The sequence below is a fragment of the Pseudomonas sp. GL-B-19 genome, assembly GCF_019956415.1.
Lineage (GTDB): Bacteria > Pseudomonadota > Gammaproteobacteria > Pseudomonadales > Pseudomonadaceae > Aquipseudomonas.
On sequence record NZ_JAHBDK010000097.1, the window covers coordinates 162094 to 186037 of the forward strand.

Genomic DNA, 23944 nt, shown 5'->3' on the forward strand with positions numbered 1-23944 from the left:
CTTGCATCGTGGGCCCAAGGTCCGCTAGGAGCACCCCATGTGGCTTGACACACTTACGCCTCTGATCCAAGAACGTCTGCCTGAGCTGATCGCCGATGCCGAGAGGCGGCGCGCGCCGGTGGATGCCCTGGCGCCGCTTCTGGAAACCCACCTCGCCGATGCGCCTCCCGCCGCCACGGATGAAGTGGAGGCGCTTATCAGCGAGTTGCTCGCCAAACACTATTACGCGCCTTATCGCAGTGATCCGGGCCCCATCGGTATCCGTCACCTCAGCGGTCAGCGACTCAGCTACTACCGCAGAAGCTCGGCAGATTTGCATGAGGCCGTCGGCCGGCGCCATCCGGTGATTCTGGCAACGACCAGCGAACCACGACGCCAGGCTCGCGAGTTGATCGAAGCCGCGCGTGCAGAGGAACGAACGGTGTACATCTGGACCCTCGCCTCGGGACTGTTCGAGATCACTTGGGACGATGAAGGCACCCGTAGTTTCCTGCCCGCGACACCGCAACGAATCCGTACCGCCCTGCAGCGCACATCACAACTCCAGGACCCCATACAAAGACTGATCATGCTGCACGTCATGGAGGAGAAGCGTCTCGGGTCGACGGGGGGCGACCTGCCGGTGTTCATCGATGTGAAGGCCGAGTTTGCCAGTACAGATGTGTACCTGCTTGTCGATGATGTTGACGAGAATGGCGATCCTATTCCGTTCGATGGTGATTTGGGCGATGAGGTGCACACCGCACTGACTGATCGACTACATGAAATAGAACAACTGACTGCTGGCAAACATTATCCCGGCAACGACCCCAAGAATCCTTTTGCACTGGCGGAGCTGGTTGGCTACATCGTCGAACGACGGCCATCCAATGCATTGATTGTCATACAGGACGTTGATCAATATCTGGACAAGTCCATGGATCGCATCGCCAGCCACACGGCCAGTGTGCTGCGTGATGCCAGTATTCGCCTGGGACGCTTGGAGCAAGGGCCTCAAATGGTGCTCCTGGGCACAGAGTTCAGCGCCCCGGCCAATCTCACCCGTGAAGTATTGCAACTGCAACTGCCGCTGCCGACGGCCCGGGAGCTCACTGCGTGTTTCCGACAAATACTGCCTCGTCAGTTCGGTTGGGGCGATGCCTATCCCCCGGACGATCCCTACGCCACCAATGACGACCTTCTGCGTTTAGCACAATCTGCGTCCGGCATGTCCTTGAGCGAAGCGACCGAGGCAATCCGCTCCGGTCTGCAATCGAGCAGCGGCGATGCCGAGCGCCTGTTGCAATCGGTTCAACGTGCCAAGCGTTCCGGGGTGCGGGTCAACCCCGCACTCGAAGTGGTTGATACCAGTGCTTTGTCGGCGTCACTGGGAGGCATGGAAAGTTTCATGTCTTGGTTGCAGCCTCGTGAGAAAGTCTTCAAGCATCCGGACAGAGCACGGGATGCCGGCATTGGCCGGGCTCCGCGCGGCGTTTTGCTGCTGGGCATACCCGGAACGGGAAAGAGCCTGGCCGCCAAGGAAATCGCCAGGCGATGGGGTTTCTCTCTGGTTCGCCTCGACATGGGGGCATTGCAGGACAAATGGCTTGGAGAATCCGAGCGCAACATCCGCAGTGCCCTGCGGATCGTCGACGCGATGAGCCCGTGCATTTTGTGGATCGACGAAATCGATAAAGGACTTGGACAGGAGCATACCCATTCGGCAGCGCAAAACGTGAACGCCACGCTGCTGACATGGCTGCAGGAGTCACGGGCGCCGGCGTTCGTGGTGGCCACAGCTAACCGTTTCGGCGGTCTGCCGCCTGAGCTCACGAGGGCGGGGCGTTTCGACGGCCGATTCTTTTTTGGTTGCCCAGGCGCCGAAGGGCGGCTGGAGATTCTGCGAATTCACCTCTCAGCACGCAATTGCGAATTGTCCGAAGCACCGCTCGACACCGTGATATCGCTCACCGAGGGCTTCACGGGGGCCGAACTGGAGCAAGTAGTGCTGGATGGCCTCTATGCCGCCTTTGCCGAGGACCGTCCGTTGTGTATCAAGGATCTCCAACAGGCCTGCCATGGCGTCAAACCGCTGGTGGCCAGTGTCGGCAAGGGACTCGATGAGATTTGGGCGCTGATCGACCATGGGCGGGTGACACCGGCGTCTGAACATATGCTCAATCGTACGCAGTTGATGAAGCTGATCGACCCGCAGCGGTTCCGTCCGGTCTATTGTCGACTGGAAAGCATCGAGGGTTGGGACAAGATCAGTTCGCGCGGTGCCGTTTCATTGATGGACGACCCTTATCGAGGCGCCGCCGCCATCGTTCTGGAAACCGGTGATGATCAGTGGGCGCTGGTGCAGACCAATGTCTACGCCGAAAAAGGTGATCGCTGGCACTGGAAGTTTCTCGACCGCGTGGAAACGCTGGGGACCAACGGCGTCTTCGATGTGTTGATAACCGAACATTGTGTTGAAGTAATCCTGTTCGAATCGCCATCCACCTTGGCACGCTTCGCCGAGCATGAGTATCTGGGGGCCTATGCAGAGCTGTTTCAGGTGGTCGGGCGGGGACGGGAGTTCGCGGGTTTCGCTGACGCGCAGGTGGTGAAACCATGAGCGCGTTGTCCTTTGAGTTACTCAACGATGACGAGGATCCCAGTCTCGGGATTTTCTTCCTGCAGTCGCGCTCAAGCTTTGTCGATGGCTACGACATTGTGCGCAAGCCCGATCCAGAATCGGCCACCGGCATGGCGTTCCTGATAACTCAACAAGGAATTCTGGCGACTTGCCGGCATGTCGTCGATGCCCTTGCATTACGCCCCGGAGATCAGGTGCGCTTGTATGGTCTGTCATCCCGGATGCCCATCACCGTACAAGCTCAGGTACTTGATGCCGGGTCAGCCGGCGTAAGTTGGGATCTGCCCGTGACGCGGCGGCAACATCCTGCCTACAAGGGGGTCGTCGACATGCGGGACGACGTGCTTGGCGAGGATCTGGCGCTATTGAAGATCATTCCAGGAACCGCCCGCGCTCATGTGATATTCGAGGGCGAGACTCCGCAAAAAGACGCGCGAGGACGAGTTAAGCCGCTCAATGCTCCCGAGCATTGGTTGTATCACCATGCCAGGGTTCTCCCGGCAGGCCCCCCCGGTTATTCCGCGCCAGGTCGCCAGCTGTTGACCTGGCGCGGTGTCTGGGTGGCGGGAGCACCTGTGATGGAACAAGCCAAATCGACATTCCAGGGATTGGCGCATAGCCGCCATCGGCTCGTGCATGTGCGCTCCGATGAAATTTTCCCCGGATTCAGCGGGGCGCCGCTATGGGACGACAAGCGCCGTCTGGTGGTCGCCATAGTGCGCCAACACCTCGCGGCGGGGACCACAGAGATTGGAGCGACGGATGTGCGAGCGCTGGAAGTCTGCCCTGGTTTCGTGCTGGCTGCCGATCGCCCCTTGCGCCAGGCGCTGGCATTTGCCGCTGCCGAACTGGAGGCGGCAATGCCCCAGCGCCATTCGGCATTGTTGGAGTGGGCTGCGGCGGAGGGCTTTGTGGAGCCGCAATTGCGTGCCGCACGGGATGGCGATTCGCTGACGCAAGATGACAACGAACACGTGATGTCGGCGCTGCAACTGCTGGACGCCTATGTCCGGCAAGGGGCTGGCCTCATCCTGACCGGGCAAGCGGGCAGTGGAAAGTCCACGCTACTACGAGCGTTTTGCCGAAAAATGCTGGAGACCAGTGTCATTGTCGCGGGCCGAAGGCTGGTGCCGTTCATTGTCCACGCCAGCGCATTCGTGTCAGCTCACTTCGACTTGCGCCAGGTGCTGGAAGGTGCCAGCGCCCGATTGGGTGTGGGCCACATGGACGCGCCGACCTTCATTTCGGCTTTGCTGGAGAATGACGCACGCATCGTCCTTCTACTGGATAGCCTGGATGAGGTGAAGTTGGCGGATCAGAATCAAATGCTTGCGCGTCTCTCTTTGCAGGCGCAGGGCGTGTCACGACGTAGCGAACGGCCTCTGGATAGACTGGTTCACTCTGTGCTGATCATGTCCCGTCCGAGCGGGGCGATCAAACCTAAAAAAGGCATTACCCCTGGTGGATATCATGTCTACGAGGTCCGACCGTTCGATGCGCCACGCATTCAGGCGTTAGCGGCGCTGCTGTATTCCGATCAGCAGAAACAGTCGGATTTCCTCGGCGAATTACAGCGGTTGCGCTGGTATCGGAATGGAGCATCACCTATCCAGGTCAGGATCGCGGCGATGACCCTCGCGTTCGACGCGCAATTGCCAGACCGCCCCAGCGACTTGGTCGTCAATGTTATTGAACTGATGTTCAAAGCAGCACAAAAGGAACGAGGTCCCGGTGAAGGTCTTGCGATTTACCGAGATGAAATCATCGGTTATCTGGCACGCGAGGAGCTGCGTGAGTCCTGGTCACTGAATTATCAGAACCTTCACGATCATTTTTCCGAGGTCAGTTCGCAACCGGAGAGCCCTCAATGGATGAGTGATGCCCAAGCGTTGCTGACATTCATCTTCGAAGAGTTGCCGAGCAGGGCACCTGTGCTTGCCATTGACGAATCGAAGCAACTCCAGTGGCTGCACCGCTCGTTCGTTGAAACGCTTGCCGCCAAATGGGAGGTTCGTGGCTGCGTAGATGATCATGCGCTGATGGCCCGGGTCGAACAGACCATGCAGCCCAGCGGGGAGGGTCATCTCTATGCCCTTGCTCTACTGGCTGCAATGGAACGGGGTAATCGCTTGACGGCTGTGCAGAAAGTCCTGGAATGCTGTTTGCAACGCCCCGTACCCGGAGTACGTGCGCAACTCCTGGCGTTGCGCGCGCTTGCGGATGGTATTGATGCCGGTGGAACGCTACGCCAAGCTCAAGTGAAGCTATTGATTCGTATCATTGTGACCGCTCAGAACGAAAGCATGGCCTGTCAAGAAATTTTCAGCATGGATGAGTTGTCCGATCCCTGGGAAATACTGGAGCGACCTGAGCTTCGAGCCGATGTGCTGGCTGCCCTGGAGGCTCGCTTCGCCGCCCGTCGCAGCAGACTTGGCGCCAAGCCGTTGCGTGTTCTCGATGCCGAGGCGCGCATACTAGATCGACTGCAGTTGTGGAGTTCCTTTCGCAATCTGGTCAGCGGAACACAGCCATCCACCTCACCAGCGTTGGTGGGCCTGCCAATGGGCATTGGCGGGCAGGGTATCGACGGGTACACACAATTGGAGCTGCGCAGGGCTGATGGCGCTGTAGACCTGTTGCAAATGGGGATTACGGATTTTATCGACCGCGTGCGCCAGGCAGACCTGCAAGTTCAAGGGCGGACATCTGCTGAACTGGTCAGCATGGTGGTCCACCTGATGGTCAACGAGGTGCGTGAGCGCTAATGCGCCTGATCATCACGCTTCTACTGCTGTGCATTGCTGGATGCACCCAGGATGTCGCCGACCTCAATCTACCGACGACCCAGGACACCAAACTCAAGGAACCAAAACTTACCTACCTGGGGGTAGGGGGCTGGTTGGTGCGATGGAAGGGCGAGGCTCTTTTATTTTCGCCCTCTTTTAGTAATCCGTCGTTTCCGCCCATTCTGGTCTCGCCAAATGACAAGCGGATTGATCAGTACATGCCTGAGGCGTCCGACGTGACCGTCTTGCTGATTGGCCATTCCCACTACGATCACCTGCTTGATGTTACTCAGATAATGCATAAGTACACCCCGCTGGCGAAGGCCTACGGACCGGAGACCGCCGGCCACATACTGATGGCTGCCCGGCCACCCCTGGACTTTGAAAATGTTGAGCCGAAGATGGCGAAAGTAACGTGTGATGAAGATGGAAAAACACACTGCCGTGCGGCAATGACCGGAAAATGGTTATGCAAGGGGCCTTTTCGTTTCATGCCAATCAACAGCAAGCACGCCCCGCACTTCATGGGAATTGATTTACTTCCGGGAGACCAATACACAAACCTCTCGACCTTCCCCCGAACGGTGTGGGGGTGGAAAGAAGGCACAACACTCGCCTGGCTTGTGGACCTGGTCGACGACACCGGCAAAACGGTCTATCGCATTCACTATCAGGACTCCGCCAGTAGCCCACCTATGGGTTTTCCACCCATCACAACCGGTAGAAAGCGTGTTGACGTCGAGATTCTCGCCGCAGCCTCGTGGAGCCAGGTCAAACAGTACCCCTCGGCATTGCTGAAGGTGACGAAGCCACGATTGCTTGCGCTCGGGCACTGGGAGGATTTTTTTGGCAATGATCCTTACAAACCAGAAGTGTCGACCTTACAAAAGGAACCGGCGTTGATCAATAAGATCCACGAGACTAATCCTGGACTTCCGGTGGTCATGCCGTACCCACTGACGGAGGTTGCACTTCCTGCGCCGGATTCAACCGGACTCAAGGGCCCGGAAGGTCGGTGCGAGTAAAGTGCGCCATGTTTTCTCATGCCACTAACTTATCCAGGTGGGTCCATATAGCGGCCGAGATCAAGACAGGAATTGCCCCCGGCCTTGAGCTTTCTCCAGCGGAAATGGGAGTACTCCTTCAACTCCATCCGGCTTTTATCCTGATAGGCGATGCCCACATGGAATCGATCGACATTGACCTCTTTGCCTTCGGGGAAGAACCATTTGATCTGCCGGGTGTAATAGGAGGCTAAATCGCGCATAGCACCATAAATCATGGGCGAGGAGTTCAGGGTCACGTTGATGGTCGAATGCTGAGGGTAGAAAGGGCACCCGTCCTTCGCGTCAGCATGCCCGAATGAGTTATTCATCAAGAACCCCAGCATCTCGCATGACTGTGTATCCGCCGCGGTCCAAGGCGTTTGCGTATTGGGGGTAATGCCCTTTGCCTGCGACTGGCACAGTTCCACAATCTGGTTTTGACAGTCCTTGCCGTAATGACTCCTGCACATTCTGGCAAGTGTGCGGATTGAGGTTTCCAGCTCCTCGTTCGCCAGCGCCGGCTTGATTAAAAACACGCGGGCAAAATAAGGGTTCTCTCCGTGCTCACCCGGTCTCCATGTTCCGGGACGCCCTTGGCACGGGTTGTTCTTTTCCTCCACGCCATTAGGACTCTGAAAGATGCAACCGAAGAGTACCGGGTGTTTCCAGTCGAAGATGTCGTAGCCCGTCTTTGCGTCCGAACCTTCATTGCAATGTTGCGCCAAGCCATCCAGGCCGGGGATCTGCAAAGCCATGTTCAATGTAGCCAACTGGGTCTTCAGCCGGCAGATATCACCCATCGACCCAGTGCGATCTTGCGCATGATCCGAAATGATGATGGATGGAACGCCTCTGCGGATCAGGGCATATGCCCCAAGATTCTCGCTCATCCCCCCATCGCTCAAATGAATCCAAGCCTGATCACGCGAAGGGAAAAACCTGTGTGCATAGTAGAAGGGCCAAGGTAGGACCATGTGGAAGTTGAAGGATTGATCAGAAATGTGCGGGTTACGGAAGGAGTATCCCCAACTCAATGTTGACGCTTTCATTCCGAAAGCCGCGATGTTACGTAAACCTGGGTCCAGGACAACTTTTTGTTGTGAGTCAAAGAACGCTGCTGATGCCATTGCAGCCGTAAAAGGCGTGATGTTTTTCAATGACTGGTCATACCAATACAGGCCCGACCCCATGCCATAGGGGGTGATCTCGTAGACACTCAGGTTCATGTCCAATTGTTTGCCGAAGTCCCATGGGCTGCGGTTCTCACCTGCTGTCGCATTGATTACCCACAAGGGTGCCCCACGATTCTCGTAGGCGTCTCTCAAGTTGCTGAATGTCATGGCCTTGGCGATGCCAATATCACCTTCCAAGCGGATTCGCCCTTGCTTGGTATAGGGGCACCCACCCGATTTGCACCGAGGTGGAACAGCGCCGTAGGTTCGGGCAATCCCGTCGATATAGGTGCTTTTGCTTGAGGAGACGTCTACCCCCCAGTCGAACAAAATATTGGGGACAACGTTCACGAGTGCAGATCCAGTGATGAGGAGCAGATTATCGGGCAGCGCATACCAGAAACTGTGATCTTGTCCGGTCGTCGTGTAATTGAAAGATGTGCGCTCCCAGAGATTCCGGCTGGTCGTAAATGGGTCCTGATACCCCCGCAAATAATTCTGGTAGCGATAGATGTCCCCGTTGCCAGGCTCTGTCGCTGTGGGTGGCAAGTAATTGGTGTAGTCCGGCGGGCCGTCTTTGTCAGGGGAGGGGCACAGAGGTTTTATCTTGAATTTCTGACCTTGAAGACTATTCGCTTTGCTGACCATAAATTCAGGTAAACAGTCCTCGAAAAACGTGTTGAGGCCCTCGGTGGTGACGGGCTTCTGAATGTCGATATCCGGTTCATAGGCCGTCAGACGTGAAAAAAACCAGTACCCCGTGTAGCCACCCCCGGAAACCGTTGAAATGATGTCTACGTCTTTGAGCATGCCCTTTTCGTTGAGCCCATCCAGTACCCCCATGGAGAAGGACGCGGCTTTGGTTCCACCGCCCGCAAGGGCGACACCTAGCAACGGTGGAGCCTTTCTCACCTGGTGCTCGGCTTTGAAAAGCTCGTCGAGATGAGGTCTGGAGTAATAATCCGAATCGCTAATGAGATAATCCGGTTTTACCTGATGATGGCAACCGGACAAGGTCGCAGCCAACAACGCGAGGGGGAGAGAGAAGTTCCTGTTCATATCGCACTCAATCCTTGAGAACAGTCCCTTTCTCACCGGGTATTTGGATTTGGTACTGCCGACCATCTTCATCGGAGCATAGGAGCTGCGCTGAAAACTTCCAAAGAACCGAGTGCCAATCTCAGTCATTTCTTACCTTGGCTGTTGGTAAAAGATGTCCCGGGGCTTTTTTCTGAACTGGATACCCCATTAACTCAATGTTTTCCTCCACTTGCCCATCGTATATTTTTTGCCGCAAAAACGGTTGTCGCCTCAAACGCAGCTACGCTCAGATGACGGGCGGACAGGTGAGCTTGGTCTGCTTGGCAATTCCGAACCAGTGCAGCAGTGTCAGCACTGTGAACCCGGCGCATGACCAATACATACCCATCTGCGTCCGGTTTGTCCGTCGCGCGGTGTTCCAAATTACTTCGATGAGGAGTCTCACGATGCTACACGCGCTGAACATGACGATGCCGTTGAAGCAGGATTTTCAGTCTCAACGAAAGCTGGACGACCTCAAGGCGAAATTTGGAGGCGAGATACAGCAGGCGATCGGCCAGGCGCTGGGCGAGTCGAATATCGTCCATTTCGCCCGGGTTTTGGTCATCGACAACAAATACATCCAGGTACTCACCGAATACGACGGTGACCCAATAGCTTACGCACAATTTTTTCTGAGGGCGCTGCCTGATGTGTTCGAGACCATCTTTGATCTGGTCGAAGATGTTCCGCAGTGGAGCGAGTTGGTGAATAATGAAAACCTCTTTGTTCAAGTCTCGCAGAGCTTCAATCTGAGGGCGCTAGGAACGAAGGATGACGACAAAAATGCCGGATGGCTGTTCTCGGCCTTTGGTACTCACACTGTGGAAGACATCAAGTCGGCACTGGCCAAATAGAACGAGTTTTGTGTCCTCGGGGGATCAGCAGACAGTTGGTCCCCTGTTTTCCGTCACTCTTTAAGGGGCATCCATATGGCGTTGGATCTGACGGACATCCAAGGTTTGATTCATCACTTCTACCCATATCCGATGACTCGACACCTGTTGTTCCAGATAGGCAATCCGGCGGCGGGCATGAATCTGCTCAAACACCTCGCGCCACTGACGAACGCGGCGGACCCTCTCAGTTCGACTCGCGAGTCGCTGCTCAACGTCGGAATCACTTATGGCGGACTCAAAGCTCTCGGGGTGAGGACCAGTATTCTGAAAGCATTCCCCGATGATTTTCGTGATGAACCGGCCCAGATAACAATGGGGGATTTCGAGGCGAGCAATCCCTCAAAATGGTGGAACGGCAAATTCAAGACCCAACAGGTACATCTAGTCGTTCATCTGTTTGGCAAATCTGTCGAGGCTCTCGAACAGATGACAGCCATAGTCCGCACGGCGGCTGTTGGGAATCAGGAACTACTCCCTACCATTAAGCAGGGTCCGATCGAAGGGAAGTGGCTTGGAGACACTCCCGGTGAACTTCACTTTGGTTACCATGACGGAATTTCGCATCCGGCGGTTCGCTGGGATGACGACCCTATTCAGGAGGGGGAAGTTGACTATCGTCATTTTATTCTCGGCTATTCCACAGGTGAGATCCCCTCGACACCACCAGCGTTTGGCTCCGACCCCGATTCAGTACGGGCTGGTGAACTGGTACGCAACGGCACATATTCGGTCTTTCGCTGGCTCCACCAAGACGTGGCGAGTTTCAACAGTTTCCTAAACACGGAGGGCCCCAAGGTATTCCCGGAGTTGTCGCTGAAGGACGCGGAGGAATTACTCGCCGCCAAACTGATGGGGCGGTGGCGTGACGGAACACCGCTGGTCAGTTCTCCCACCGCACCAAATACAGCACTCTCCAAAAGCGATAACTTTGGCTATGCCTTAGACGATCCCGATGGCCTTAAATGCCCGTTCTCCGCACATATTCGTGTTACGAATCCGCGCGATCAGGTACTTAATCACCTTATAACGTTGACGGGTGGGGTTCCCCGTGTGATTCGACGCGGCACACCGTACGGTCCGAAACTCACTGGGACCGTCGATGACGGTGAGGAGCGCGGGCTGGTGGGTATGTTTCTCTGTGCCAACATCCGGCGGCAGTATTACAAGCTGGCCGCTTGGATGAAGGTAAACGATTTCAGTCCGGCATTTCCCAACCAGCACGCGCAGGACCCACTAGCGAATCGAGAGACCCCGGATGCCAGCGACCAGTTCCTGATCCCGACGGCAACCGGCGATCGTACAGTGACATTGCCAGATTTCGTTATCACCAAGGGAACCGCTTTCTTCTTGCTCCCCGGTTTGCAGACGCTGCAAAAACTCGCGGACGGCGGGTTTCGATAGCTGTCCCGCAGCGGAGTGGCCTTTTCCGCCGACTTCGTTATCCAGCGATATAAAATTATCGAATGGCTGGATGAGATGGGTGAGTTTTTTGGGAGATTGAATCCCTTATAAAAGGCGGCACAGTCTTGAGCGACCTGGCACTCCTCCCGCCATCCGGTGCTTCACGGATGCTGGTACAAACTAAGGTTTCATCCCGAGATGATTGGGGGTGTTGACGCCGATATCAAATTGACCCACGTGCTGACGGCGTTTTTCAAGGTAGTTGTCGCGTCAGCCGTCTAACTATGCCGCTCTTTTCTCGATCTGTTGCTCTCGATCCGGGTTCAACAACACGGTGCCGATCGGTTCCCAGTTACGTGTTCCACCCGACCACCGCTCCGGCTTTCTCTCTTTGGCTCGTTCATACAGCTCCTGTCGCTTGGCCAAGACCTGATAATCCAGTCCTCGATGCCGCTCAGCCGGTGTGACGAACCGAATACGGCTATGCCGATGCTCATTGTTGTACCACCGCATGAAATCCCTTACCCAAGCCCGTGCGCTGTCCAAACTGGAAAAACCATCCTGCGGCCATTGCGGGCAGTATTTCAGTGTTCTAAACAGCGACTCCGAGTAAGGATTGTCGTTGCTGACCCGCGGTCGTCCCCGCGAGGGTGTGATGCCCAGCTCGTACATTTTGCTCAACGGCGTCACCGATTTCATCGGCGCGCCGTTGTCCGAGTGCAGCACCAGCGGTTTGTGTAAACACTGCTCGCCGATCACGCTACGTTGCAGCAGCGCGGCGGCTTTCTCGCCGCTTTCCGCGTCGTCGACCTCCCAGCCCACCGCCTTGCGGCTGTAAATATCCTCGATCAGATAGAGGTAGTAATACTTGCCGCGTATCGGCGATGGTAGGTACGTGATGTCCCACGACCATACCTGATTGGGCGCTTTGGCCGCGTGCGTCGTCGGTGCTGCGTACCGCTTGGGGCGCTGACTACGGCCTCGATGCTGCTGTTGACCGGCCGCTCGCAAGACGCGATAAAACGTGGATTCTGAGGCTAGGTAACGCCCTTGATCGGCCAACCGCGGCACGATCTGGCTCGGCGGCAGATGAGCGTACTCCGAGCTGTTGCACAGCGTCACAATGGTTTGTCGCTCAGCCTCATTCAGCGCATTTCGTGGCGTTGATCGTGTGACAGTCGTTCGGGCATCGGCCTGGATAACGTCTGTTTCAGTCCACCGCTGCAAGGTCCGCAGCGATAGACCGATTTCCCTGCAGGCCCTGATTTTTCTGGCTCCCGTCGCGACCGCTTGGCTCAGCCAGTCAACGAGCAACTGCCGTTCTGGCAACGATGTCAGATGTCCTCGTTGTCGGTCCCCCAGTAATCGTTGAGCTTTTTTCGCAGCACCAACAACGCGGCTGTTTCAGCGAGCGCCTTGTCTTTGCGGCGCAGTTCGCGCTCAAGTTCCTGGATGCGTTTCTTGTCTTTGCGCGACTGCTCCCGCTCTTCTTTTTGCAGGGCCTTTTCCGATTTCTGGCCGGTGATGAAGGCTTGTCGCCAGGCCGTGATTTGCTCGGGGTAGAGACCTTTGCGTCGGCAATACTCGCCCAGGTCGATCTCGGACAAGCCGGCGGCTTCAAGTACGACAGCAAACTTGGTTTCGGCTGACCAGTTCTCGGTCAGTTGCTTGTTTTCGGACACTGCACTTCCTTCAGAACTGAGTTGCTTACGCCAGTTGGACAAAGACATTTCGCTGACCCCTTCGCGCCGGGAAACCTCGGCCATCGACAGGTTCAGCGGGGGAAGCAGCATCTTGAGTAATGCGGCTCTGCGTTCAGGTGAATAGTACGGCACGACCAGTCTCTTTCCGCCCCCGATATGCTTTTTCAGGAAAAACCGGAGAGGCGACAACTATCCTGACACCGGGGGCTGACGCAAGACTGACCCACCTCAAAATCTACACAATTCCAATACAGACAATGAACAGACTGGGTCAGTGACATCTCGGCAACTGGGTCAATTCGGCATCGGCTCCAACACCATAATCACATGGGTAGTACATCGCAGATCTAGGACTGAATGTTTGACCTGGCTAAAGGCGGGTGTGGCGCAAAGAGCGGGAAGCGGCGAATGAATATTGTCGTGTTTCGCAATCACTTCGCTGAAATGCCCAATTGTGTTATCTCTGCTGCTTGATTAAGTCGTTGGCAATATCCTGCTTCGGACCTTTTTTGCCTGTCGCGAAGCGCCGCAACCGGCCAGAAGCGGTCACTTAAAATAGACTACAAACAAGATGTCAGTTCCTATCCGAATTTAACCTTCCGCTGTTGCGGTAGCTGATGTATTGAGGGACTAGACGTCGATGAAGATCACAACCAGTTGGCTGAAACCACCGACCAAGGCAACGGGGCTTGATCATCTGGGTACTCAAGCTCCGTGCGTGAAGATTTATGGTCAGTTGCTGCCGGGTATCACTAATGTCACCGACAGGGCGCGTTATTACTCGTTTTACCCTTGGGTGGTTTGGTCCTATGACCAGCGCTTCTCCAAGGATGACTTCGATCACTTCGTAGATATGTTTCGTCGTGCAGATTGCCTGTTTACGCTCATTTCTGAACGTCACTCTCGGCTGGCAGCAGACGCTGTGGAACATGGCATTGCCATGGCCGGAAGGAACAACCTATTACCCGCCCTGGACCGGCTCACGCTTGGTGAGGTGCTTAAGCTTTCGGATTATGCGACGCAGGATGAAACCGACACGCGCAGGTACTTTAAAAGTAAGTTGGGCGGATTTTCGCAATACTACGCCGGCACCTTGCTGGAGCTGGGGATCATGCAACCTTCCTCCAGAAGCTGGAGTTATTACACCAAGCAAAATGGCGAACATTTAGCGACGAGCATTGAGTCGGCTGCTCCAGCAGAGCTGTTTTGGGCTGCTGTAGAGAAAAATGAGGTAAGCCTGAGTGATCTGGATGCGTTGAGTGCCTTCTGTGTCTGCAGCATTGAAAGCAATGTCAGCGAATGCCAGCACCTCAGGGGCATCTTCTTTGATACTGAAAACAAATACGCCGAGGATGGTATACAGCGACGGCGTAGTCTGGGGCTGATACAGCAGCTAGTGAATGCACTGCCGGAAGGCTTTGATATCAGTCAGGACGTATTTCGCGCCTGCACCTACAGCGAGGCTCTTCCTGCGGGTAAAGAGTGGGTAGTACCAGAGTCACTGCAGTTAACTCGCAAACTGTGGGCCGTTTACGTGCGAAACGATTTGCTGTCCGTCGCCTTCCTGACGGTTCTAGCTATTTCACTCCGGGAAATGCAGCCGCAGTCTGCTCAGCAGAACCCACTATTTAAGACGATCGAGCAGTTCTCAAGCTGGTTTGCCGCATCGAGTGCTGTAGCGTCAGTTACAGATGCATTGGGCAGTGTTGTATTTGGTGAGTTGGTGAGTCAGACCCGTCAGCAGGGTGTCAGCCTTACTGCATGGGAAGACGCCGAGCATGAAACCCAGCTTGGTAGGGCATTGCTTGAAGGCTGGAAGCGAGGCGATGACAGTGCATTACTACTTAATATATGTCTGAAATTGTTAATAACCTTGGCAGCGCGGGGCACAAGCGACAAGCCTTATGACGGCTTAGCTATGAGTGCTGAGGAACTGCGCGACTATCCGATAAATTTGATCAGTTTCCATCATCGTGTGGAGCTCTGGAAAGAGCTTAAATTGCCAGAGGTAGTTACTGACCTGATCAACTGGAGCTTAAATACACACCTGCGAGTGGCTTTGCGCAAGCTGCGTCAGTCGAGCCGCGCTACCTTCCAATTGCGACCCTCGGAAAGAGGGCTGGAGGTGATTGCTGATCAGATACCAGACCCAACACCGACATCCCCACGCTTCAAGCAAGCTATACAAATACTCCGTGATTTGGGGGTGCTTGTTCTGGATAGGAGTGGGCAGACACGACTGAGTGAGGACGGCAAAAAGCTGATGGAAGGTGCCTGTGTCTGACACTGTTTCGCTGTTTGAGGTGATTAAGCGCGGTGGCTATGAAGCCTCCTTGATAACAACGTTCAATGCAACCTTGCCCTTCTATGAAGAGGTGCTTTTACGCCGACTGGTTGCGGCTGGGTGTCGGCATAATGTGGTGTTGATGGATCAGCGGCAATGCGCAGCCTCATGGGGGAGCGAGGCATCAAGACCACGCTTGGCGGGACATAACTACACCCTGTTGCCTATTCGTGTATCAGGTGCTTTTCATCCCAAGGTGTGCCTGCTGTTGGGGGCCAAGAAAGCATCGATTCTGATAGGTAGCCACAACTTAACGTTGTCGGGTATGGGCTTTAACCGCGAAGTCAGTAATTGGATTGAAGTTGCTAGTGCGAAAGATGCTGAAGGTACGGCAATCCTGGCAGCAGTCTGGAGCATGGTGAAGAGCTGGATTGAACTGGAACGAGATAGGGCGCCACTTCCATTGCTGGATTCAGCTCTGGCCATGGAACGCTTCATCAGTCCGCTGATTGTAAATGCCGGTGAAATGACTACGACTGCAGCATTGGCGCAAAGCCCAGGTGGGCCGTCTTTGCTGGATCAGTTGGTCGAAAGAGTACCTGTGGGAGTCAAGCGGATTGGGGTGCTTGGAGCATTCTTTGATCACCAGCTGACGCTTATGAAATCGCTCAAAAGCCGATGGCCGGATGCTGAGGTGGCGGTCGGTATTGATCCTGATACGGTTCAGCATCCTGGTGCTATCGGTGCTGACATTGCACGGCACGTCGATGTTCGCGCCCTGTTTAGCAACGATGGTGGGTATCTGCATGCGAAGATTCTCTACTTTGAGTCTGCAAATGCGGCGGATGATGTTTTTGTTAGCGGTAGTGCAAATCCCAGTCGTCCAGCCTGGATGGGTGAGGCTGGAGACGGCAATGTTGAGGCGGTTATCCTGCAAACAGGTACTGCAGCACGTCAGGCAGCTGAGGCTACTGCAATGCAGGCTCTGCTTGAATTGCCTGAGCTGGCTGCAGAAATGCTCGCTAGCTTGTCAGTTAGCCATGAGGCCAATGCCGATGAGGGTAAGGATGATCTACCCATGCTGCTGGGGTATTCAAGCCATACCGGATCACTGATTTATATCAGTTGTAATGGAGCAGCAATCGAAGGAGTCACGGCACGTTTTTTTGGCCCTAACCTTGAGGTTCTGGAGGCAGTTGAGGCCGTCAAATGCGCTGCCGATACGTTAGAGGTCCCAGTATCAATTCCGCCAAATAACATTCGCTCGTGCCTGCTATTGCGTAATGGTAATCCGGTTGCAAGGGCGATGATTCAGCATCCAGCCTTGCTCGAGTCGTCGGCCCGATCCTCAAAGCAATTTCAGATACGTTCGGCGTTGAGTGAGCTTGGCTCAAGTGAAGTGGATATTTCCAAGATCATCACTGTCGTCGAGCGAGTTATATTTGCACCGCAAAGCGAGCAAGAAGTCGAAGTGGCGTTGCGTGAATATACTGGGCGAGCAGTTAAGACTGACTCCACTTTGTCTCCAGCGTCCTTGGCGATTAATGCGGAAGACATAGTCCGGAACAAACGCAAAGTCAGACTGCTTAAGTCTGGTGATCTGGCCTATCTACTTGATGTGCTTGTTCGTCGCCTTAACGACGGACTTGAAGTGCAGGCCGCTGGTCTCGACAACGCCGGTCGAAGTGAGGAAGAGCAGGTTGGGCAAGATGATGCTGAGGAACCTGAGATAGATGTTAAGCCTGCGATTTCAGCAGAGCTGGTAGCTAAGGCCGTGTGTGCTCGTGGCAGAACACTCTGTAGACGGATGGTGGAGCAGTTGAAGCTCGCTGCTACAAATGAGTCTCGACAGGTCAGTGTGCTGGCACAGTTAATTGCGGTTCTGGCGATTTTGCGTGAGCTCCGTTACCTGGAGAAGTCGGATCACTGGCGTAAGGCGGGGCTGCGGCTTACTGAAGAAAAAGATCGCCGTTATTTGCTGGACCACAGTTTTAAATATCTGCTTGGTGCCAACGGTCAGCTCCTTGCAGCATTCGACTTGGCTGCTGGTGAGGATACAGACGAGTCAATGCAGTTATGCACGCTCTTGGTTTGGCTGGCATGGGATCTTGGCGAGGCCCTGACTCTAGATGTGACTAGGATCTGGGATAAAGCTGAAAAAATGGCAAAGTTACAGAGTAATGCTGTATTTCTGAGTCTTATGCCAAAGATCGTGATTGATCAGGAAGCAAGGACGGAGCTGCATGAGCATCTGCAGAAAACTTCTCGTGATACGCCCGAGGCGGTATCGCGGGTAGATCAGTGGCTCAGCTTACATATGGCTTATGGCGCGTCATGGGCCTCTGGATTTCGAGAAGCCAGCGATCTTGTTCTTGGAGGTTATTGTACTGTTCCGGGCGTGATTGATGAACCGAGAGTGATACTAGAACTAGACTCAGATCGAGTTGGCTATTGGGATTTTGTTGGCGTTCGAAGATTTAAGCGTGATCGCGTTCTAGGCATGAAGCCAGTCGATATGATCTGAGGGCGCGAGCTGATAAATTCTAGTTACATCGATCAATCTGACTGTCTGCTTGGGGTGTTGACGCCGATGCCGAATTGACCCCCAGGCTGCCGGAATTCATTGCCCCACCCGAATACTCAGCAACTCGGTACGCCCGGAGGGGAACATGACGGCCACGCAAATCTGACTGCAGCAACGCTATGTGCAATCCCGGATCAAAGGTCATAGATTGTCATGCAATGATAAGGCGTTGTCGCCAAATGAAAGGCTGGCATCCCCCTCGTCTATAAACTGTTCTTCACGGTCTGCGCGGCAAGCCCAGCTATTCGACGATGAGTGGACGCTGTTGGGCCAACGTGTTAGGCGGATGCATGCTGATATCCATAATCGTCCAATGGACGTACCTCCAGTTTTAGCTCATGGTTGCGGGCTATGGATGCTGTCAATAAGGGGAAACGAATGGCAGATGAGCAGGGCTATACCATCGACCAGTTGGAGCGGTCTCTGATCCACATGGCCGTCGAAAGCTGGCGGTTTTCACGCCTTTTCTCGCGCGTCGTAAACAAGCTGGATGCAGGCGAAGCTGGTCGATACGTCAACCAACTCCGCTATTTTCAAAAGAAAGTGGAAGAGAACCTTGATGCCAGTGGGCTGAAGCTTGTGAACGTCGAGGGTGAACCGTTCGACCCCGGAATGGCGGCCTCCGCGCTGAACATTGGTGATTTTGGTCCTGATGATCAACTGCTGGTCGATCATATGGTGGAGCCCATCATCATGGGACCTGAGGGCTTGAGGAAACAGGGCACTGTGATGCTGAGGAAGGTGCACGCATGAAATACGTCGGAATCGATCTCGGCACAACGAACAGTGCAATTTGCTCTTACGACGGAGAGTCGGTGCGTCTTTATAAGAGCCCCGATCAAAACGATGTTACGCCATCGGCAATCTTTATTGATAAGCGGGGCAACAAGTACTTAGGTAAGCGCGCATACGATAGTGCCGCGAAAAACCCCGATAATGCTGCCACTAAGTTTAAGCGAATGATAGGGACCAGCACCCCGATAAAGCTAGCTGCCGTCAACATTACCATGACGCCGGAGGAGTGCTCAGCCGAGATTCTCAAGCTGTGCTTCGGGTATCTGCCAGAGGAAATCAGAAACGGCGGTGAAACCGGGACCGTAATTACGGTACCTGCGGCCTTCAACCAGATGCAAAAGGACGCAACGTTGGCAGCAGCGGAAATGGCTGGCCTGGGTAGCGTTGCATTGATGCAAGAGCCAGTTGCGGCTGTCATGTGTGTTGTGAAACTACGGAAAGGCGACGGTGTTTTTCTGGTGTTTGATCTCGGTGGTGGAACGCTGGATATTGCCATTGCTGAAAGTATCAGTGGCCGTGTGAGTCTGCTGGCTCACGGCGGCGTGGCGATGTGCGGTGGTACAGATTTCGATCGCTCCATTCTAGATAACGTAGTCAAGCCGTGGCTTATATCGAATTTTGATCTCCCGGAAGATTTCAGCGTAAACCAGAAGTACAAATCACTGCTGCGAATGTGCCTTTGGGCGTCAGAGAAGGCAAAAATCGAATTGTCGGCGAAGGAAGATTCTGTGATCAGCCTCACAGAGGCTGACCTTGGTGTTAGTGATGAATCCGGCTCAGAAATATATGTCGACATTCCCTTCACCAGAAAACTGCTCAATGAATTGATTGCTGGCAAAGTGGATGAGTCCATTCAGTCCGCCCGGGAAACTCTCGAGAAAGCGGGTCTGAGTGCTCACGATGTTGAACGCATCGTATTTGTTGGCGGGCCAACTCAATATAAACCCCTACGTGATCGGGTTGCGTTTGAGCTGGGTATCGCTTCATCTACGGACGTGAATCCCATGACAGCTGTCGCAGAGGGGGCAGCCGTATTTGCCGAATCGATCGATTGGAAATCACAAAGTCGCGGCCGGAAGAGTGCTAGGGGAGCGCTCAGCGCGAGTGGTTCTTTGGCTCTCTCCTTCAACTACATTGCGCGGACGCCCGATTCGAAAGCGAAAATCGTGGCGAAGCTTGGTGGAAGTGCTGCTGCTGGGGTTGAGTTCCAGATCGACAGTCTTGACACCGGCTGGTCTTCAGGTCGGATAGCCCTTAAGGACGGTGTCGCAGTGGAGCTCAACCTTGCGAAGCCGGGGGAGAACACATTCAAGGTCTTCGTGTTCGACTCAAAGGGTGGGCCTGTTGCACTCCAGGATGACAGGATCGTTATTTCGCGGACAGCAGCTAGCATTGATGCGATTCCTGCATCTCACTCGATTGGCGTTGAAGCGCGCGACAAGCTCGGCGGGCGACTCGTCCTTGATTACCTAGTATGCGAAGGGGATCAACTGCCCAAGAAGGGCACGAAGACCTTCAAGACCGAAGAATCGCTCAAGGCCGGCAGTGCCGGGTCAATCAAATTCAAGTTGTGGGAAGGTTCGATCTCCGATCCGATCAATGACAACCGATTTATTGGGATGTTCGAGATCAAGGGATCTGACTTTGATGATGCAGTCATTGCAGCTGGCGCCGAAATGATTTGTGAGTACGAAATTCTGGACTCCGGAAACATCGTGATGGAAGTTTCTGTGCCTTCGATTGGTGGTTCATTTCACAGCGGCCGCAACTACTACTCCCGCCAGGAAGGCCAAATTGATTACACAAAAGCATCAAAGCTTGTAGAGGAACAGTCGGAGCACGCTCTTAAGCGTCTTGAGGAGATTGCATCAAAATTTGACGACCCGCGATTGGATCTAGCACGAGAGAAGCTAGAGCAAGCGAAGTCGGTAAAGACCGGCGAATCAGATCCCGAAACGACGAAACAGGCGATGGATAACGTCCAAGAGGCCAAGCGGTTATTGGCTCTCATGCGCAAGGAGCACTTAAAAGATATTCGCCAGCTTGAGCTAGGTAAAACTGTCGACTTCTTTGACAAAACGGTGCGTGAGTATGCTCGAATTTCAGAAGTCAATGCCTTTGAGAATCTAGTTAAAACTGCCCAGCGAGCGATAGGTAACAACAGTGGCGACTTTGAGTCTCACTTGGACGATTTGCGCGGAAAGAACTTCATTATTCTTTGGCGTCAGGACTGGTTCGTAATCGATCGATTCAAATGGCTTGCACAAGACGAGTATTTGTTCCCTGATGCTAGAGAGCATGCGCAGTTAGTCGTTGTCGGTGTCGAAGCGCTAAAGGCAAACGACATCGACAAGCTGCGCGCGGTAGTCGGAAATCTCGACTCGGTGCGTATCGGCTCAGCTGGCGACGATGAAATGATGGCTGGCGCGAATATCGTTCGGAGTTGACTTATGGCCATTGATGCTTGGCTCCCAGTTGGATACAAATTGCCGGATGGCGCGAAGGCGCGTATAGCAGTGTCCGAGGGCACAAACTGGCAGATTCTAGAAACCCAAGGGAATGGGCGAGTGTTGGTCGCGCAAGACGAACTTGCCCTTCGTTGGATAGACGCTGGATTGATGGAGGCAGGACTCTTCCGCTCATTCGACTTCGGGAGTCAGCGCCTTTGGGCGATTTCTTGTGGACCAAACCAGGTTCTTTGCCTGGTTACAGATGGGCACTCTCCTGATACAAAGGTCGATGCTCTGTCGTTTGCCTTGGCTCTGAAAGCAACGCGTGACATCGATCCAGAGTCACCATTGCAAGACTCGTTGTACGTAGAGAAGATCAGCCGTCTTCTACCAACCTACAGTATAAGTTCCAAAACTGACGATGATGTCGTGCTCGGTTACTGGCTCACAGGCGGTGCCAACGTCTCCGCAAAGTCATTTCGTAGACTTCACCAAACAATGAGTTGGCTTGGGGCGAGTCACCTTAAGGACGTGGTCCAATCCGCAGGATTTGAAGTCGATGCGGTAATTTCGGCTAAAAGAGCTTGCGTTTCGACCTCGCGACCAAACACCGTGCCAACATCGCGTGCGGACCAAAACGACTCTAATGCTGATGAGAAACCTGCGGCCACAGTCTTTGAATTGGCAGGGCGTCCTGATCTCGCTGTTTTCTTCAATGAGCACATTGTCGACATCGTCCAGAACCGTGACCGCTACAAGGCTTTGGGTATTGACTTCCCGTCGGCTGTTGTTTTGCAGGGTCCCCCGGGATGCGGCAAGACTTTTGCCGTTGACCAACTCATTGACTTTCTAGGTTGGCCGAGCTTCCAAATTGATGCGTCGAGTGTCGCGAGTCCTTACATTCATGAGACCAGTAAGAAGGTGGCGGAGATTTTCGATAAAGCGATGCAGAATGCTCCGTCGGTCCTCGTGATAGATGAGATGGAGGCATTTCTCGCTGATCGAGAGATGGGTTCCGGACACCATCGTGTCGAGGAGGTCGCGGAATTTTTGCGCCGCATCCCAGAGGCAGCAAGGAACGAAGTGCTAATTGTCGGGATGACAAACCGAATCGATATGATTGATCCAGCCATTTTACGAAGAGGGCGATTCGATCACGTTGTCAACGTTGACTTTGCCAGCGAGGTCGAAGTTCTGTCGTTGCTAGAGAAACTCCTGTTGACCTTGCCGAAGGAGGAGGATATTGATCCGAAATTCTTTGTTAGGGCGTTGGCCGGAAGACCCTTGTCAGATGTGGCGTTTGTTGTGCGCGAGGGAGCCAGGCTTGCGGCGCGTTCTGGGAAGGACAAGCTAGACCAAGCTAGTCTTGTGTCCGCGATGTATGCGTCACCCGCCAGGGAGCGTGACGGTAGCGTGCGCCGTCGGATAGGTTTTGTGTGAGAGAAGTTCGTGGAATCTGAAAACGATCATAAAAAGCAAGAAGAGAGAAACGGCTTTGCAGGCCTATCCTCGATGATTTCAGATGTTGAGGCTGAAGTCGCCAGTTCCCTGAAACAGGCGAATACTGTGTCTTTGCCCCGTTCTCAGGGATCAGCGCAGACAGGCGGCCAGCTTCCAGAGAGTCAGAGTCAGCCTCAACCGAAGCCGCAAATCCATCGACCAGCCGCGCAACCGCCGGGTGGCTTATCTATTGGCACAATGCTGTTTGGGCTTGCCGCGGTCATCGGTGTTATCTGGTTTGCGTCTCAATCGGTCAACCACAGGTCCACTGATCCGGCGTATTCTTCTGGACTCTCCTCTTCGTCTGTGACCCCGGCTCCGGCCTCGCAGTCGCCGTCCACGCAGCTTCAAATACCGCCTAGTCCGACAGGGCAGCCTCAAGTATCTAGTCGATTGAACGAGGATAAGCCTTTGGTCGGGAGGAATAATGTGCTTACGACAGCACAGATCCGGTACTGCTTGGCGGAGAAGATCCGACTGGACGCAGCGGAGGCGGGGGTTAACAACTACATCGACTCTGAGGTTGAGCGGTTCAACGGATATGTAACTGATTACAACGCTCGTTGCGGTGAATTCCGCTACCGACATGGTGCGTTCGAAGATGCGCAAAGAGATGTTGAGCTATACCGTGCTCAACTTCAGACAGAAGGTAGCCGCAGGTTCGTACGAAGTCCTGCCGCAGGAACGTCAACGCATACTGCTTCTAGCCTAGTACCAGATCCAACGGTTCAAGCGATTCAGCGTCGCTTGAACGAGCTCGGCTATCACGTTGGAACTGCCAGTGGCCTGCCTGGAGACAAAACACAAGCGGCGATACAGGCTTTTCAGCGAAATAGTGGTCTTGCTGCAGATGGTATTGCGAGCGCGGCGTTACTTCGACAGCTTGAGGTTGCTGCACAGCAGACGGGAAAGCAAAAATCGAATCCTAATTCGAAGCAAACTTCCTTATCTAGTACCTCTCAATCTCGCGCGCCAGCCAATGCTTGGGTGAACGGATCGACGTGGATCTGCAATTCCGGGTATCAAAAGATCGGTGACAGGTGTGAGGCATTCAAGGTACCAGCCAATGCTTGGGTGAACGGATCGACGTGGATCTGCAATTTCGGGTATCGAAAGGTCGGTGACAAGTGTGAGGCATTCAAGGTACCAGCCAATGCTTGGGTGAACGGATCGACGTGGATCTGCAATTCCGGGTATCGAAAGGTCGGTGACAAGTGTGAGGCATTCAAGGTACCAGCCAATGCTTGGGTGAACGGATCGACGTGGATCTGCAATTCCGGGTATCAAAAGATCGGTGACAGGTGTGAGGCATTCAAGGTACCAGCCAATGCTTGGGTGAACGGATCGACGTGGATCTGCAATTCCGGGTATCGAAAGATCGGTGACAGGTGTGAGGCATTCAAGGTACCGGACAATGCTTGGGTGAACGGACCGACGTGGATCTGCAATTCCGGGTATCGAAAGGTCGGTGACAAGTGTGAGGCATTCAAGGTACCAGCCAATGCTTGGGTGAACGGATCGACGTGGATCTGCAATTCCGGGTATCAAAAGATCGGTGACAGGTGTGAGGCATTCAAGGTACCAGCCAATGCTTGGGTGAACGGATCGACGTGGATCTGCAATT

Annotated in this window: 14 protein-coding genes and 1 pseudogene; 11 read left to right on the forward strand and 4 right to left on the reverse strand. The window is 54.3% G+C overall.

The window, feature by feature from the left end:
- Window positions 1-37: 37 nt before the first annotated feature.
- From KGB06_RS28685 to KGB06_RS28695, 3 genes are read left to right on the forward strand one after another with little or no spacing between them, the layout of a single operon-like run.
- Window positions 38-2599: an AAA family ATPase gene (locus KGB06_RS28685; protein WP_223521766.1), complete on the forward strand. Its 2562-nt coding sequence runs from the start codon at window positions 38-40 to the stop codon at window positions 2597-2599.
- The gene (locus KGB06_RS28690; RefSeq protein WP_223521767.1) at window positions 2596-5385 is read left to right on the forward strand and encodes an NACHT domain-containing protein; all 2790 of its coding nucleotides are present in this window, start codon (window positions 2596-2598) and stop codon (window positions 5383-5385) included. Before KGB06_RS28685 ends, KGB06_RS28690 begins: the two co-directional genes overlap by 4 nt.
- Complete coding sequence (locus KGB06_RS28695) at window positions 5385-6431, forward strand: MBL fold metallo-hydrolase (protein WP_223521768.1); 1047 nt, start codon at window positions 5385-5387, stop codon at window positions 6429-6431. Before KGB06_RS28690 ends, KGB06_RS28695 begins: the two co-directional genes overlap by 1 nt.
- 29 nt (window positions 6432-6460) lie before the next feature.
- Here the strand turns inward: KGB06_RS28695 and KGB06_RS28700 are convergent, their stop codons facing one another.
- The gene (locus KGB06_RS28700) at window positions 6461-8683 is read right to left on the reverse strand and encodes a patatin-like phospholipase family protein (RefSeq protein WP_223521769.1); all 2223 of its coding nucleotides are present in this window, start codon (window positions 8681-8683) and stop codon (window positions 6461-6463) included.
- Between the two features lie 428 nt (window positions 8684-9111).
- Here KGB06_RS28700 and KGB06_RS28705 point away from each other — a divergent pair, with 428 nt between their 5' ends.
- Complete coding sequence (locus KGB06_RS28705) at window positions 9112-9561, forward strand: hypothetical protein (protein ID WP_223521770.1); 450 nt, start codon at window positions 9112-9114, stop codon at window positions 9559-9561.
- A 75-nt stretch (window positions 9562-9636) separates the two neighbouring features.
- Complete coding sequence (locus tag KGB06_RS28710) at window positions 9637-11004, forward strand: Dyp-type peroxidase (protein ID WP_223521771.1); 1368 nt, start codon at window positions 9637-9639, stop codon at window positions 11002-11004.
- Window positions 11005-11286: 282 nt separating this feature from the next.
- Here the strand turns inward: KGB06_RS28710 and KGB06_RS28715 are convergent.
- Window positions 11287-12839, reverse strand: a protein-coding gene (locus KGB06_RS28715) for an IS3 family transposase (RefSeq protein ID WP_223521772.1) whose coding sequence is annotated in 2 segments (ribosomal slippage) — window positions 11287-12377 and window positions 12377-12839 — 1554 coding nt in all. Because the reading frame shifts where the segments join, the coding sequence is not laid out codon by codon here.
- Window positions 12840-13347: 508 nt separating this feature from the next.
- On the opposite strand from KGB06_RS28715, the gene KGB06_RS28720 reads away from it, so the two are divergent.
- From KGB06_RS28720 to KGB06_RS30215, 6 genes and pseudogenes are all read left to right on the forward strand, one after another.
- Window positions 13348-14991, forward strand: a complete 1644-nt coding sequence (locus KGB06_RS28720) for a hypothetical protein (protein WP_223521773.1) — start codon at window positions 13348-13350, stop codon at window positions 14989-14991.
- A complete protein-coding gene (locus KGB06_RS28725; protein WP_223521774.1) occupies window positions 14984-17515 on the forward strand; it encodes a hypothetical protein in 2532 nt (843 codons plus the stop codon). The genes KGB06_RS28720 and KGB06_RS28725 overlap by 8 nt, the downstream gene beginning before the upstream one ends.
- Window positions 17516-17953: 438 nt before the next feature.
- Complete coding sequence (locus tag KGB06_RS28730) at window positions 17954-18328, forward strand: hypothetical protein (protein ID WP_223521775.1); 375 nt, start codon at window positions 17954-17956, stop codon at window positions 18326-18328.
- Window positions 18325-20817 (forward strand): Hsp70 family protein, encoded by a 2493-nt coding sequence (locus KGB06_RS28735; protein ID WP_223521776.1) that lies wholly within the window; start codon window positions 18325-18327, stop codon window positions 20815-20817. The genes KGB06_RS28730 and KGB06_RS28735 overlap by 4 nt, the downstream gene beginning before the upstream one ends.
- 3 nt (window positions 20818-20820) lie before the next feature.
- Window positions 20821-22260, forward strand: a complete 1440-nt coding sequence (locus KGB06_RS28740; RefSeq protein ID WP_223521777.1) for an ATP-binding protein — start codon at window positions 20821-20823, stop codon at window positions 22258-22260.
- A 258-nt stretch (window positions 22261-22518) separates the two neighbouring features.
- Window positions 22519-23193 (forward strand): annotated as a pseudogene (locus KGB06_RS30215) (peptidoglycan-binding domain-containing protein); the annotation flags it as partial.
- Between the two features lie 149 nt (window positions 23194-23342).
- On the opposite strand, the gene KGB06_RS28750 reads toward KGB06_RS30215, so the two are convergent.
- Window positions 23343-23594, reverse strand: a complete 252-nt coding sequence (locus KGB06_RS28750) for a hypothetical protein (RefSeq protein WP_223521785.1) — start codon at window positions 23592-23594, stop codon at window positions 23343-23345.
- A gap of 9 nt (window positions 23595-23603) precedes the next feature.
- On the reverse strand, window positions 23604-23855 hold the full coding sequence (locus KGB06_RS28755; RefSeq protein ID WP_223521787.1) for a hypothetical protein: 252 nt from the start codon (window positions 23853-23855) through the stop codon (window positions 23604-23606).
- Between the last annotated feature and the right edge of the window lie 89 nt (window positions 23856-23944).